Here is a 14,080-nt window from a genome sequence, read left to right as displayed (position 1 = left end):
GCGCACACGACGTTAGATTCCGTTTGCGCGCCGGTTTCCCAGCAATGGATTCGCTCTGCTCCGGATCGGCTTGCAAGCCGATTCGACGGATCAAACCGTAAGGCGCGCCTTCGTCCAGCGATCTGAGCGCCGCGATCGGTTACTGCGAGAACGATACGGCCCGCGCGGGGCCGCGCATCACTCCTGTTCGCTCAACGCGGCGCCGGAATCAGCATGTAGCAGGTCTGTCAGCGCGTCAGCAAGATCCCAATTGAGCCGTGCCGCAATCCGAGCTTCGACCTCGGCGCGCCTCTTCGCGGCCTTGCCGGTTGTTGCTGCCTCCGCCCACGCGATCGCTAGCGCCAGCGCTTCGCCCGCGGCGTCCATGGGGGCATGGCGGGCGCGCAAGAAGCGCAGCAGTTGCGCGGGTACATGCCACGCCGCCAGCAGCAACCAGGTGCAATCAATGCCCTCGACGACGGCATCCGCCTGCGCGGGGATCACTAGGGCCCCGAGGTTGTGTGCAAAGGCGGCGAGGGCGATAACGGGCGCGTCTGCCGGCGCGAGTTGCCCGGCGATCAGTCGCGCCGCGCGGGACGCAAGTTCGCCGCAACGCCAGATGTCTTCTCCCTCTTGCGTCGGCATTGCCCGCGTGCCACTCGCCATCGGGACGCATGCTTCGACCAGGGTCAGGAGCGTCCGTGGCGACAGCGACGCAAGCAGTTCCGTGTCCACAATGCAGGTCTCGCTCGCGCCCTGTGCCGGTTCCGCGCAATGGGCGAGGATTCGCAACAGGAGCACAGGATCGCGCTCGAGCGATTCGAGCCAGGTGTTGGCATCGCCGCTGCCGTCGGCGAGGGCGCTTCTCAATCGCGCAAGCGAGGGACTGTGGCGCGACCAGTTCTGGGGGGCACTCCAAGTTGCGAAACGTCGGGCGGACAGCAACTCGCGTGCGGCGCGCCGGCATAGCGCAGGCGTGACATCGAAGCGCTCGCGGAAGGCGCGCTCGAAGGTATTGCGATCGGCATAGCCAAGCCGTTGCGCGAGGCTCTCCATCTTTTCGTCCGAGCCGAGAATCGCGTTCATCGCCTGATGCGCGCGCATGGCGGCGAGCAGGGCGGAGAAGCGGCAACCCTGTTCCGCCAGCTGGCGACGCAGCGTGCTCGCGCCAACCGCCAAGGCGCTTGCAGCCGCGTCGAGGTTGGCGTCGCTCAGGTCATCGAGCTTCGACATCCAGTTCGCGACCCTGCTTGCGACCCGGGTCGTATTGCCATGGTCCTTTTTCGTAAGGGTGAGGCGTTGGTCGTAGAGCGGGCGAATCGTGTTGCGCAAGGCGGCACTCGCACCCGGCAAGTGGATCTTCAATACTTCGGCGGGGTACTCCAGGACGAATTCCTCGCCGCCAAGGGAGGGCCTCACACCCAGGTACGTAGCCAGAACCGCCGGGTTGGCGCCCTCGTGGGACATCACCTGTATCTGCGAAATCGGCAATTCCGAGCTGGTGACGTAGTTGAGCACGCGCACAAACCAAACCAGGATCGATTCGTAACGCAAGCGCACGCCCAGTCGCGTCGCTTGCCGCACCGGCGCCAGGGTGATGTGCAGGCGATGGCCGTCGCTGCTCCAGGCGATCCGCCCGTCGGGCAGCAGCAAGGCGGTAAGGCGCGTGAATTCCTCAAGCGCGGCTTCCAGACTGTCATGTGCGCGGAGGTAGTAAACCAGCCCGTCTCCGGCGCCCATGTCCAACTCGGAAGCAAGCCAGGCGAACGCGTGCGGGTCGCCGTTCGCGTGGAGCCATTCACTCATCTGAAGCGCGGTTTCGGCACTCAGCGGACGTGCGTCGGAAGGGCTGACTCTTACCAGTCCGAAATGAGACTGAAGAATGCTCAATCGAACCGGCTGATCGCGGTAGCGCAGAAAAAATGGCTGGTAGTGCCGCATCTCCGGCACGTAATCATGCTCGAGTTCGTCGCTCATCTTCGCGTTCGCACCTCGCCGCGCATTCGAGCCCCTGTTTGAACTTCCGCGGCTGAGGAGCACTGCTGCAGGATGATCGAGCAGGTTTGCAGTAGGCCACGCGCGGCGATCTTTCTAGGATGCCGCATATCGTTGGTCTTCGCCACGATCATGCAGTTGGATGGCGCTGGATGACTGACAAGCGCGTCGTCGTTGCGCGACTTACCGGAGAGGTCATTCCGGGCAGACGTGGTGAAAACCAGCAATGGGAGCGGGGCAGATGGCCGATGTGATTCAAATGCCCGCGCCACACAGGAATGCAGGTGGGTGGTTGGCGAGCAGGAACGCAACGTTGAAGAGAGCCGAAGTGATGATGAACGAGACGATTTGTCGCGTCGATGGCGCTGTGCCCGGTAACGAGGCCGCTAGCGCGCTGATCTCAGCGATGCGCCATCGCATGTGCGACGAGGGGGGGTCGGCCGATATGCGCGGTGGCATCAAGCTGCAAGCTGCGCCGGCCAGCCTGTGCCGGAAAGGCATTCGACGCTCAACCGCCACGCGCACTCAAGTCTGGCGCCCGCGCGCCGATAACCGAATCCTGGCTGGTCGTAACGGAGGCTGACGTGGTGCGTCACGGTGTAATTGCTTTGGCCGCGCTGTTCAGTGCGGCCGCATCCGCGGGCGACGCCGACACGCTGGCCGAGCAGTCCTTGCAGTTCGGGGGGTTCGGTACGCTGGGTTGGGCCTGGTCCGATGTGGCGGGTGCCGATTTCAGGCGCGACGTCTCGCAGGCACCTTCGGGCACTGGCCGCAGCCATGGCTCGTTTGAACCTGATTCCCGCGTGGGTATCCAGGCCAGCTACCGGTACCTCTCCGCATGGAGCGCCGTGGGGCAACTCGTTTCGCGTTACCGCTACGACGGCTCCTGGCGGCCGGAGCTGACCTGGGGCTTTCTGAGCTACCTGTCGGAAGCGGGTGTGACCGCGCGCGCTGGCCGACTTGGTTTTGATGTCTACCCGCTCGCCGATTCCACCAACGTGGGCTACACGTACCTCCCGGTGCGGCCGCCAACCGAATACTACGGTACCTTGCCGATCCAGTCGCTCGACGGCCTGGATGTCAGCTACCTCTGGCCGGTCGGTACGGCGGCAATCAAGACCAAGGCGTACATCGGTACGGCGCGCAGCACGATTCCGGTGGATGAAGTGCGTAATTACTCGCTCAATGGTTCGCCACTGGTCGGCGCTTACCTGGAGTATCAGGGCGAACCCTGGAGCGGCCGACTCGGGTACTCACGCATCAAGCTCAAGGATGAACTCCCGCTCGAGGAGCTCTTCACCGTGCTGCGCGATTACGGGATCCCGGGCGGCCCGGAGCTGGCCGATCGTCTGTCGGTCAAGGGGCGCCAGTTCGGGTATCTGGTCGGGTCGCTAAGCTATCAGGCGGGGGGGTGGCAAGCGATTCTTGCTGCGAGCTATTTCCACTCCAATTCCGACGCCATCCAGGGTTATTACTCGGGCTACGCGCACGCGGGGTACCGGGTGGGGCCGGTGACGCCTTACCTTGTGCTGTCTGCCGCACGATCGAACGATCTGAATCCCACGACCGGTCTGCCGCCCGTGCCCGCGCTTGCTCCGGTCGAAGCGGCAGCCAACCGACTGTTGCAGGTAAACCTCAGCGATCAACGCAGCGTTGCGCTCGGTGTGCGATACGACCCGATGCAGAACATCGCGGTGAAGCTGCAGGCCGACCGCGTGTCGGGTACGCGCAGTTCCACCCTGTGGTTCGGGGATGCTGATCTTCCCGACCATTTCCGCTTCTGGGTCTTCAGCGCCGCGCTGGATTTCGCATTCTGAAGAACATGAAAGCATTTTGGCTCCTCATCGCGGTACTGGCCGCTGTCTTCCCGTCGCTCGCGGCGGCGGATCTGGTCGTGGTCGCGAATCCGGTCGCCAAACTGGAACGCCTGTCCAAGGACCAGGTGGTGAACTTCTACATGGGTCGCGTCCGCAGATTGCCGGATGGCACGCCGGTCTACCCGGTTGACCTCGCGCGCGACGGCGGAAACGAAAAGGCCGAGTTCTACCAGCGCCTGCTCGGTCGCGATCTTGCTGAAGTAAAGGCTTACTGGGTCAGACTGACCTTCACCGGGCAAGCATCGCCGCCGGTGCAGGCAGGTTCGGCAGAGCAGGTGCTGGACTTCGTGAGACGTAATCCCGGTGGTGTGGGTTATGTCGAGCGCTCGAAAGTCGATTCCCGGGTGCGCATCGTTTTCGAGTTCGGGTTGTAACGCAATGGCCTTCGCCTTGTCCCGCAAGATCGGACTTCGTACTGCGGCAATCGTGCTGGCAGTGTCGGGTGTCGTTGGCGTGGGCTTCACGATTGGCTCGATCCAGTACCAGCAGGAACAGGAGCGCGCCGAGGTCAATCGCCAGGTCGAGACCTTGCTTGACGCCATTTCTGGCACCGCGAGCGCTGCATGTTTCGTGTCCGACAAACAACTCGCCAGCGAGACGCTCGCCGGCCTGGGCGGCACCCGCATCATCCATCGCGCCGCGATTCGTACGCGCGAAGGTGTCATGGCGGTGGCGGGTGGCCGCAGCATGCCGAGCAATCCGGTCATCACGCGTGCAGTGAATTCGCCGTTCTCGAAAACTGAGACGGTCTGCCAGATCGAGGTCGAGCTCAATGACTCGCACCTGCGCCAGCGCCGTTTCGATGTCGCGAGTCGCACGGCAGCCATGCAAGGCTTGCAGGTGCTGGCAGTTGCGATTGCGGTGCTGCTTGCGGTCGCAATGGCTGTGACACGTCCGATCCGCCGTATTTCGCTTGAGTTGCACCGGATCGAGGGCCGGCCCGGCGGCGCGGTGGCGATCCCGCCCGGGCACGAACATGACGAGCTCGGCAGTCTGGTTGTCGACACCAACCGCCTGATTGATGGCATGTCGCGCCTTATTACTTCAGAGCGACACTTGCGTGAATTGCGCGAGCGCGATGAGCAGCGCTTGCGACTGATCATCGAGAACGCGGAGACCGGTATCTTCACGCTCGACGCCGAGGCCCGCATGGAATCCTGGAATCCCGCTTGCGTGCGGGTGCTGGGGGGGCCCACCCGGCACGACGCGCACCCGACACTCGAGGAACTGCTCCCGGAGCTGGCGGCACAGATCGCGGCCCTGCGACAGCGCGTTTTCGAGCGCGAACGCTCCGCCTCCGGTGACTTCGAGTTGCGTGACGCGATCGGCGTTTCACGCTGGATACAGCTCGTGCTGACGCCGTCAGGCGAGGGCACGATGCAGGGGCTTGCCAACGACATCACCGACCGCAAACGCGCCGAGGCCGAAGCGCAGGAACTCGCGGTGACCGATAACCTGACCGGGGTTCTGAACCGACTCGGATTCGAACGCGCCTTGAAGGATCGCGTGGCGTCCCACGCGCGTGATCGGCAAGACGGCTTCACGATCGCGATGATCGACCTCGACTGGTTCAAACAGGTGAACGACACCTACGGTCACGATGCGGGCGACCATGTTCTTCGGACCGTTTCGGCACGCCTCAAACGTGGCCTGCGTCGCACCGACACGCTGGCGCGACTTGGCGGTGACGAGTTCGTGATCGTGCTCGACGGCGTCACCGACGAGGCCACCGCCGTGACGATCCTCCACAAGATCCGCAATACCGTGCTGGAACCGATCGAACTCGATGGCGGCGCGATCGCGCACGTCGGTGCGAGTATCGGGCTCACGATTGCGAACGACGAACTCTGCGGCGCTGAGGAGTTGCTGCGCCGGGCAGATGTCGCCATGTATGAAGTCAAGAAGGCCGGACGCAATGATGTCCGTGTGACATCGTTCCCGCATGCTGCGAACGAGACTTCGCATCGGTCTCCGGCGGATTCCCGCACGATCTAGCCCGCCCCTCACTGCGCCCGATTGATCGCGGGTTGCCACCTGGTCGCCTCTGTCGACCAGAAGAATAAGCCTTCCTTCTTCAACGGAGCGACCGCTTCTCGCCTCACTGAACCGGCCTTGCACTGCTCGGTGCGTATTGCCCTGAGCGCTGCTGCAGGACGATCGAGCAGACATGCAGTAGGCCTTGGGCGGCTCGCTTCTTACCATGCTGTCCATGTTGGGTCTGGCTCGCCTTGGTGTCATGCACGAGGCGGGCGAACCCGGCCTCGGCCTCACGGTCGTGACCCGCGCACGGATCGCAGCGCGTGGTACCGCGACGGAACGCCGCGCAGACCGAGGAAGCGCGCGGGCAGACGTTTGAATTTCCTTCAAATTGGCACTCCGCGTCGCAGAGCGCGCCGGGGGCGTTTGTGTTGATTGGCGAACCAATGAAAAAAGCTGACTACAAAATCCTGATCGGTCGTGTAGCCGCGTCGGCAGTCTTGGCGCTCCTCGTCGCCTGTGGTGGCGGCTCGGACGGAAATTCCAGCCCCGGAAACGGCTCTGCCAGTGGCGGCAGCGGCCAGACCGGGACCGGTGGCGGCAGCTCGACCGACAACGGCAGCACCTCGGGGGGCAGCACGCCGGGAAACGGTGGCTCGACGGCCGGCAACTTGGACCCGAACGCGGAACCGGGCGGGATCGGCGCTGGCACCACGACCGGAGGGACGCCGGACGACAATGCTTCGAGCGGCAGCGGCAGTACCACGGGTTCGGGCGGCAGCGCCGGCACCGATACCGGGTCGGGTAGCGGCACGGGAACGACTGGCGGCACCGCGACGGGAGGCACCAATGGCGGTGGCTCGACAACAGGTGGCAATAACGGCGGGAGCACCTCGGGAGGTACAACGACCGGCGGAACAGCGACTGGTGGTACGACCACCGGTGGCACTACCACAGGCGGTTCGACTGGCGGCACTACGACAGGCGGCACCACCACGGGCGGGGCAACTGGCGGCGGCACCACGACGGGCGGAACCACGACCGGCGGAACCGCGACTGGTGGTACGACCGCCGGTGGCACCACCACAGGCGGTTCGACGGGCGGAACCACGAATGGTGGTACGAGTACCGGAGGCACGACCACGGGCGGAACCACCACCGGAGGCACGACCACCGGCGGTTCGACTGGCGGCACCACGACCGGCGGCACCGGCACCCCGCCCGCGCCCACGGTTAGCCCGATCACCAAGGCGCTGAGCAGCGGTGACCCGAGCGGCCTGAGCACGGCCAACCAGAAAGACCTGCTCTCGCAGGCCATCAGCACCGCCAGCGCGCTTCAGCAATGGCAGCAGGGCGCACTTCAGGGCATCTATGGCCTGCAGCTGACTGACCTGAGCCTGAACCACGGCACCAACAGCAGCTCGATCACCGCGACCAAGACGACGATCGCCGCGCCCCTGATCCTGTCCGACAACGGCACAGGCATGGCGGCCATCGCGCGTGTCGGCACCGGCCGGGGCCTTGCCTACGGAGCGGACGTGCTCGGGTGGATGGCCGGCACGACCCGCGAGCAGCAACATCTTCCGCTGTTCACGCGTGCATTCACCTGGCTGGTGACCGGCAACGGCGCTGGCAAGTTACCGGCCACGCTGCAGGTTGGCGTTGCAGGTTACGACGCCAACAACGTCAAGCTCTTCGCCGCACGAGCCGGCGTGAACGCGGTGCTGAGTACCTGCAAGGTCGACGACCCGACCAACACCTGCTGGAGCTCGCTGAACCTGATCGTATTCGGCGCGAAGACGACTGACAGCCCCGGGCTCGCCGCGCTCGTGCGCCGCTACCTCGAGGCCGGCAAGTCGGTGATCTACATGCACCCGAACTGGATCGACTCCACAGGCGGCCGCACCGTGCTCGGTGCGATGGGCATGTCTCTGGGCGGCTACCCGGGCAACTATTACGCCTCGGCCGCTGCTGTATCAGTCGGCTCAGGACGCACCCGGGCCGACACTCTGGCGCGAGCCGACCAGTTCGGCGCGCTGATCACCACCCTCGGCCTGCTGCAGCGCACCGACCTGACGCTGGACTTTACCGATACCACGCCGCTGAAGCCGATCGACGCGGTGATGAGCGCGTTGGCGAGTTTGCAGTCGCGCGGCATCAACGTATTTGCCGACCCGGACAGCAAGCTCTACCCGCTGCTCGTGCTGTGGGCGGACGTGCAGCGCCGCAGCCAGGTCTATGGCACGCCGCTGTCAAGCAAGGGCGATTCGGACGACTTCCTGCGCGCCTACGCGTCGGACTCGTGGTTGGTGTTCAACCGCACCACGACCACCATTCCGCCCAAGGGCGCCGGCGATTACATGCCGGCCGCCGCAGCCAGCATCGCGGTGAGCAACAGCTACGAAGACATCGACGTGACCATTGCGCAGACCAGCGGCATCACGCTGATCGGCCGCGGCGCGATCCCGGGCAAGCCGGTGACGATCCAGATCGTCGATGCCGCCGGTGCGACCGGCTTGGGCGTGCAGACGAGCTATGTGCGCAGCTACGGCGATCCGGTTGCCGACAAGACCTACGCCCGTCCGCGTCGTCCGCAATCCTTCAACATCCCGCTCACGGCAGGCACCGACAACAGCTTCGTGACCCCGTTCGGTGGTCCGCTCGAACTGCGGTATAGCGGCGCTACCGCCGGTACGGTGGTGAAGCTGCGCATCAAGGGCGCCGCGAAGTATGCGCACTTCGATTTCACCCGCAATCCCTCGCAGGCGGAGATTGACGAGGCGGTGGCCGCGCTCAAACGCGCCGACTTCGGCTGGCAGACCAGCAAACTGGTCGGCGGCGAGATCCAGCAAACGATTGGTTACGCACAGAAGGTCATCGGCACCACCGACCCGAAGGTGTACGTGGTCGACCGCATCAAGGGCATCCTCTTCGACAGCAACCACTATGCCAACGGCTACAACAACATGCCGATGTCGGCGCTGGCCCAGAACGTCTGCACCCAGCTTGGCTGGACCTGCGATGGCCCCTTGCACCGCGCACCGAACGTGCAGCACTTCATCGGCTGGATTGCGGCCTGCGGCTTCCTGTGTTCAGGGAATCCGTCGGATGGTTTTGCCGGCATCGACGTCGGCTGGGGCTGGGCGCACGAGCTGGGCCATAACACGGTGCAGCGCGTGATGCACATCGCGCCGAACGGCAAGGGCTGCGTCGTCGAGTGCGACAACAACATCCTCGCCAGCGCAACGATGCTGCGCGAATACGCGCTGATTGGCGTCGATACCGGTCACAACCTGGACCACACCGGGCTCTACGCCGACATCGTTGCCAACCGGGGCACCGGTCTGGCCGACGAGGCCCTGCGCGCCGACATGGAAGTGCGCCTGTGGCAGGGCGCAAGCCAGGACCCGATGCGTGCCGTGCATTTCCAGATGGCCTTCCAGTACGCCAAGCTGCGCGCCGGACTGGCGAAGCCGACGATGGATAGCACGCTGGAATTCTTCCAGCTGCTGACCAAAGCCGACCGCCTTGTCGCCAAAGCCTGGGACGCCAACAACAAGGGCAAGTACGGGATGGGGCGCTTCGCCAACAACACCATCAGCAACGAAGACCTGTTCTACGTACTGAGTTCGAAGATCATCGGCCAGGACATGCGCAAGCACTTCGCGATGTACGGCATCCCGTTGAGCCAGACCGCGCTGGACTCGATCTCCGACCTCGGCCTGCCGGCGGCGACCCGCGGTTTCTACGCGCTGGCCAACGGCAAGCATAACCAGCTGGCGACGGGACAGTGGCTGGACATCGAGACCAGCATGCCGGCATATCCGTTCTGATCCTCACCCGTCAAGTTGCGCCAGTCCTGCAACGCATATTCCGATCGCACACGCTCCGGGGACTCACCCGGGGCGGCGTTGCGGTGAGGGCGGTGAAGGCTGGCGCTTGCCTGGTAAAGCGCTGGCGAATGAGCTGAGCGACCGAGCAAGTACCGGTCGCGCCTGAATTCGCGTCTGCGTGGGTAGTTCGCGACATCCGTCGCGGGCTGCAACTCTTTTCACCCCGTATCCATCATGAACAAACAATTCAGCCGCGGCGCGGCCACCTTCAATACGCTTGTCCTGTACGCGTTGCTTGGCGTGTCAGCCAGTGCCAGCGGGCTGTTTCTGAGCTTCTTTGGCGCCTTCTTCCTGGATGGTGCATTCGGCATCGTGGTGCTGATCGCCGGGCTGTCGCTGACGGTGTGGCGCTGGCGCTCGGCGCTTATTCGTGCGGCAAGCGTAGAAGGCAAATCCCTTTCGGCGTCCGACTATCCCTGGCTCCACCGGATTGTGTGCAAGGCATGCGCCAGTGCGCAGACGCAACCGGTCACCGATATCGTTCTGGTAACGGACTACGGCATCGCATTGGTTGAAGTGCCCGGCATCGCGTGGCGACGCAAGCGCACTCTCGTAATTGGCATCGAACTCATGCAATCGGTCGATGCCCGTACCTTCGCGGTGGCAGTCCAGCATGCCGTGACGAGCGCCAAAGGTCGCATTGGGTCCGTCGGTTGGCTAAGTCGGCAGCTCGGTGCACTGACCTTGATCGATGCGTGCCTCGCCCGGACGGGCTGGGACGCCGCGCTGAGCAGGCGGCTTCGCGGGCAACTCCAGCGCCATGTCGCACAATGCAACGGTTTGATGCGCCAGCATGTGCTGTCTGTCGACAACATGGTTGCGCGCGCGGGCAGAAGCGCGCTGGTGGCCAGGTCGATCGCGCGCATGGCCGTTCAGGAACGTATCCTGACCGAAGCGATCTGGCCGAATTTCTGGGCACGCGCGGATATCGAGGCGTCCCCGTCCTACCTTCCGCATGCCGGTATTCGTGTCGCGGTGGAACTCCCAACCCGGACCGAACTGCATTGCGCGTTTGCGCGTGTGCTGGCGGATGCGCCGGACGAGACGCGTCCGACGCCGTGTTTGCGGGAACGGCTGGACGGGCTTGGGGAACGCGGCGCGTTCCTTGACGAAGAAACGCGCCAGCCGAGTGCCGCAAGCGTGTTGTTCGCAGGGCATTACGCGACGGTGCTTGCCGAATTCGATCGGCAGTGGCTCGCCGAAAACCAGGCAACATGGACCGAGCGGTATGCCTCGCGGAAGGCTGACCTGGTTCAGCCGCGGCAAGTTCGGCCGACCCAACATCAGACCCTGGAGCGGCTGGCTCGGGCTCGTGCAAAGCAGCAGGCAATGAGCGCGAACGCTGTTGGCGCGAGCGCGCCACGTATGCCGGAGGTGACTGACAACTTCGCGTACGCACAGCGCTGGGTCAGCACGGTGGTCTCTAGCGACCCTCACACTGAATTCGCCGGTTGAGGCGCGACGCGGCGTAATCCGAAACGGTCGACCGCTGCGATCGCAGGCGCCATCAAGGGGTGATGACGCGCGATGTCGGCTTTATCGGGTGGATTATTGCTTGGCGGACTTGCGTGCCAGGCGCGCTCGTCGCACATGTACGGGTCACAAGCCCCGCCAGCTACTGCTCGGAGCCTGACGGTGATTCGAGGTCTGTAGACGTGTTGCCGCAGACGGTTTGAGTGACTGGCAGGAATGCGGCTGCGCCGGCCTTAGCGTGCAAAACGGACGCACGGGCGCTTGCCTGCCGGCATGTCGCCGTTGTCCTCGAACCGAACGACCTCAAGTGCGCGCGGTGCGGCGAAATGCTGGATCGAAGTGGTGTTCATGATGTGCTCCCTTTTCTGGCTCTTGTCCTGGCGCCACTTCGTTGCAGTGGCGCGTCGATGAGCACACTTTAGAGAGCGGGCGGCGTCGGGTCGCCGGCACAGGTCGCGCCGAGAATGTGACTTTTTCACCCAGCGACGCGAGAAGCCGCGGCGCGAACGACCAATAGCCTGACGGCCCACAGTCACAGGGAGCGTTGGAGGCCTTCAAACACGGTTCTTACTCTTGACCCCCTTGCGGGCGATTTCAGGGGCTGCCGGTGCCGTTGCCCGACGATTCGGGTGATGGCTGACACGCGGCGGCTCATGGCTGAGGGACTCACCGACGCTTCCCGGCGAAGAGCGGTCGCTCGATCGCCATCAAACGCATTTCGTAAAAGGGCTGACACCGGTCCCACCGAGGTTCCCAGAACGTTGAAGCTGTGAATCGCCCCGGCGCGCGCGTCGGCGCGCCCCAAAGGTGGTCCGCCGCCAGCAAATAGTTTGACCCGTGCCCGGCAATTGCCGATATTGAAGGCGATTCGAAGGCTTCGTCGCGCTGGGCCGCTTGGGCACCGCCGACTGCCTCCGACCCATGCGTCCCTTTCCCCCTTTTGCTGGCTCGAGCAGTTTGCCGGCCTTGCCGAGGCACCGCCATGAGTCTGACATCCGCGCGCGCACCGCATCTCGATCCGTTGCTTGCGCGATACCTGCATTACTTTCTCGGCGAGATCGAACCTGCCGCGATGTCCATGCTGCTCTCCAGCCTGACGTGGATCGAACTGGCTGGCGGCGAGACGCTGATGGTGCAGGGCGAGCCGGGTGACACGATGTACCTCTCGGTGAGCGGACGACTGCGCGCCTATGTCACCGGCGACGACGGCGTTCAGCGCATGGTGCGTGAAATGGGACGCGGCCAGATCATCGGCGAGATGAGCCTGTACACCGATGCACCGCGTTCGGCAACGGTGGTGGCGGTGCGCGACTCGGTGCTAGTGCGCCTCGACAAGAGCGCCTTCCTTGCACTGCTTGGCAGCAGCCCGCAGCTGTCGTTGGCGCTGACACGGCGGATCATCCTGCGTTTTCAGACGGAACGGCAACGCAATCCGCTCGCGCTTCCGGTCACCATCGGGCTGTTTCCGGTGACCGCCGGCATCGATCTCGCGGTGCTTGGCGAACGACTGGCGGCGGCCATGGCGGTGCATGGCAAGGTGCGCTGGGTCGATGCGGCGACGATCGATCGCGAACTGGGCGAGACCGGAGCCGCCAACGGTCGCGCGGACGACGCACAGCTCAATCGCCGGATCGCCACCTTGATCGACGAGATCGAGGCCGACAGTGACTTCGTGCTGCTGGTCAGCGACGCGACGGCGACGGCCTGGACGCAGCGCTGCAGCCGCCACAGCGACGAGATCCTGCTGTTCGCCGATGCCTCGCAGCCGATCGCCATTCACCCGATCGAGTCGGCCTGCCTCGATAACCGTCCGCAGCGCGCCGAGGCGGCGCAGATACTCGTGCTGCTGCACGCGGCAGACAGTCCATGTCCGCGGGCAACAGGCCAATGGCTGGCGCGGCGACCGGTTGCCGATCATGTGCATGTGCGACCGACGCTTGAGCGGGACATCGCACGCCTCGCGCGCATCCAGGCACGCAAGGCGGTGGGGCTGGTGCTGGCTGGGGGCGGCGCACGCGGCTTTGCGCATCTTGGCATCGTGCGGGCGCTGCAGGAGCGGGGTGTCGAGATCGACTGCGTGGGCGGCACCAGCATGGGCGCCGTGATGGCGACCCTGGTGGCATCGGATCTGCCGCTCGCGCGCGCCACCGAAATCGCGCGGCGCGCGTTCCGCACCAACCCGACCGGCGACTTCAACTGGCTGCCGATGCTTTCGCTGATCAAGGGCCGGCGTTTGCGCGGCATCATCAGCGAAGCCATGCAACAACTCTTCGGCGGCGAGATCGAGATCGAAGATCTCTGGAAGAACGCCTTCTGCGTTGCCACCAACTACTCACAGGCGCGCGAGCAACCCCTGTTTCGCGGCAGCCTGTCGAAGTCGCTGCGGGCGAGCATCGCGATACCTGGCGCCTTGCCGCCGGTGATCATGGACGGTGACCTGCTGTGCGACGGCGGCACCTTCAACAACTTCCCGGTGGATGTCATGCAGCGCATGCGCGGCGTGGTTACGGTGATCGGCGTCGACCTCAATTTCAAGAAGCCGCGGCGGATGGAGTTCGACGAAGTTCCGGGCACCTGGGCCCTGTTGCGCGACCGCCTGGTGCCGCGTGCGATGCGCCGCTACCGGTTGCCATCGCTGTCGGCTTACCTGATGAATGTCACGATCCTTTACAGCATGTCGCGCCAGGGTGAGGCGCAACGCATGACCGACCTGTATTTCAACCCGCCGCTTGAACGGGTCGGGCTGCTGCAGTGGAGCAAGTTCGACCAGATCGTGGAACAAGGCTACGCATACGCGGTGGCGCAGCTGGAGGCGGAAGGCGGCGCGGCGCTCGATGCCTTGCACGGCACCCGGCGTGCCGCAGCGCGCCCGACCTGAGCCGGGCG

Annotated in this window: 7 protein-coding genes; 6 read left to right on the top strand and 1 reads right to left on the bottom strand. The window is 64.7% G+C overall.

Features of this window, described 5'->3' with window-relative positions; translation table 11 throughout:
* Positions 1-177 precede the first annotated feature (177 nt).
* Complete coding sequence (locus tag GGR36_RS05135) at positions 178-1,956, bottom strand: helix-turn-helix domain-containing protein (RefSeq protein ID WP_183632591.1); 1,779 nt, start codon at positions 1,954-1,956, stop codon at positions 178-180.
* A 602-nt stretch (positions 1,957-2,558) separates the two neighbouring features.
* Between GGR36_RS05135 and GGR36_RS05130 the strand changes: the two genes are divergently transcribed.
* The 6 genes from GGR36_RS05130 (at position 2,559) to GGR36_RS05105 (ending at position 14,072) form a co-directional block, all read left to right on the top strand.
* Positions 2,559-3,791, top strand: coding sequence for a hypothetical protein (locus GGR36_RS05130; protein WP_183632589.1), 1,233 nt, complete (start codon positions 2,559-2,561; stop codon positions 3,789-3,791).
* 5 nt (positions 3,792-3,796) lie between these two features.
* Complete coding sequence (locus tag GGR36_RS05125) at positions 3,797-4,225, top strand: hypothetical protein (RefSeq protein WP_183632587.1); 429 nt, start codon at positions 3,797-3,799, stop codon at positions 4,223-4,225.
* 16 nt (positions 4,226-4,241) lie between these two features.
* Positions 4,242-5,846, top strand: a complete 1,605-nt coding sequence (locus GGR36_RS05120) for a diguanylate cyclase (protein ID WP_183632586.1) — start codon at positions 4,242-4,244, stop codon at positions 5,844-5,846.
* A 428-nt stretch (positions 5,847-6,274) separates the two neighbouring features.
* Positions 6,275-9,661: an ImpA family metalloprotease gene (locus GGR36_RS05115; protein ID WP_183632584.1), complete on the top strand. Its 3,387-nt coding sequence runs from the start codon at positions 6,275-6,277 to the stop codon at positions 9,659-9,661.
* 234 nt (positions 9,662-9,895) lie between these two features.
* Positions 9,896-11,176, top strand: coding sequence for a hypothetical protein (locus GGR36_RS05110; protein ID WP_183632582.1), 1,281 nt, complete (start codon positions 9,896-9,898; stop codon positions 11,174-11,176).
* Between the two features lie 1,000 nt (positions 11,177-12,176).
* Positions 12,177-14,072 carry a patatin-like phospholipase family protein gene (locus GGR36_RS05105; RefSeq protein WP_183632580.1) on the top strand — a complete coding sequence of 632 codons (1,896 nt, stop codon included), beginning with the start codon at positions 12,177-12,179 and terminating at the stop codon, positions 14,070-14,072.
* Positions 14,073-14,080 lie beyond the last annotated feature (8 nt).

Source organism: Niveibacterium umoris (assembly GCF_014197015.1).
In the GTDB taxonomy this organism is placed as follows: domain Bacteria; phylum Pseudomonadota; class Gammaproteobacteria; order Burkholderiales; family Rhodocyclaceae; genus Niveibacterium; species Niveibacterium umoris.
The sequence above is the reverse complement of the archived record's forward strand: the minus strand, read 5'-3'. Positions and strand labels throughout refer to the sequence as shown.

Coding starts and splice junctions, on each gene's coding strand:
- GGR36_RS05135 (WP_183632591.1), bottom strand. CDS start 1,956: ATGAGCGACGAACTCGAGCATGATTACGTGCCGGAGATGCGGCACTAC.
- GGR36_RS05125 (WP_183632587.1), top strand. CDS start 3,797: ATGAAAGCATTTTGGCTCCTCATCGCGGTACTGGCCGCTGTCTTCCCG.
- GGR36_RS05115 (WP_183632584.1), top strand. CDS start 6,275: ATGAAAAAAGCTGACTACAAAATCCTGATCGGTCGTGTAGCCGCGTCG.
- GGR36_RS05110 (WP_183632582.1), top strand. CDS start 9,896: ATGAACAAACAATTCAGCCGCGGCGCGGCCACCTTCAATACGCTTGTC.
- GGR36_RS05105 (WP_183632580.1), top strand. CDS start 12,177: ATGAGTCTGACATCCGCGCGCGCACCGCATCTCGATCCGTTGCTTGCG.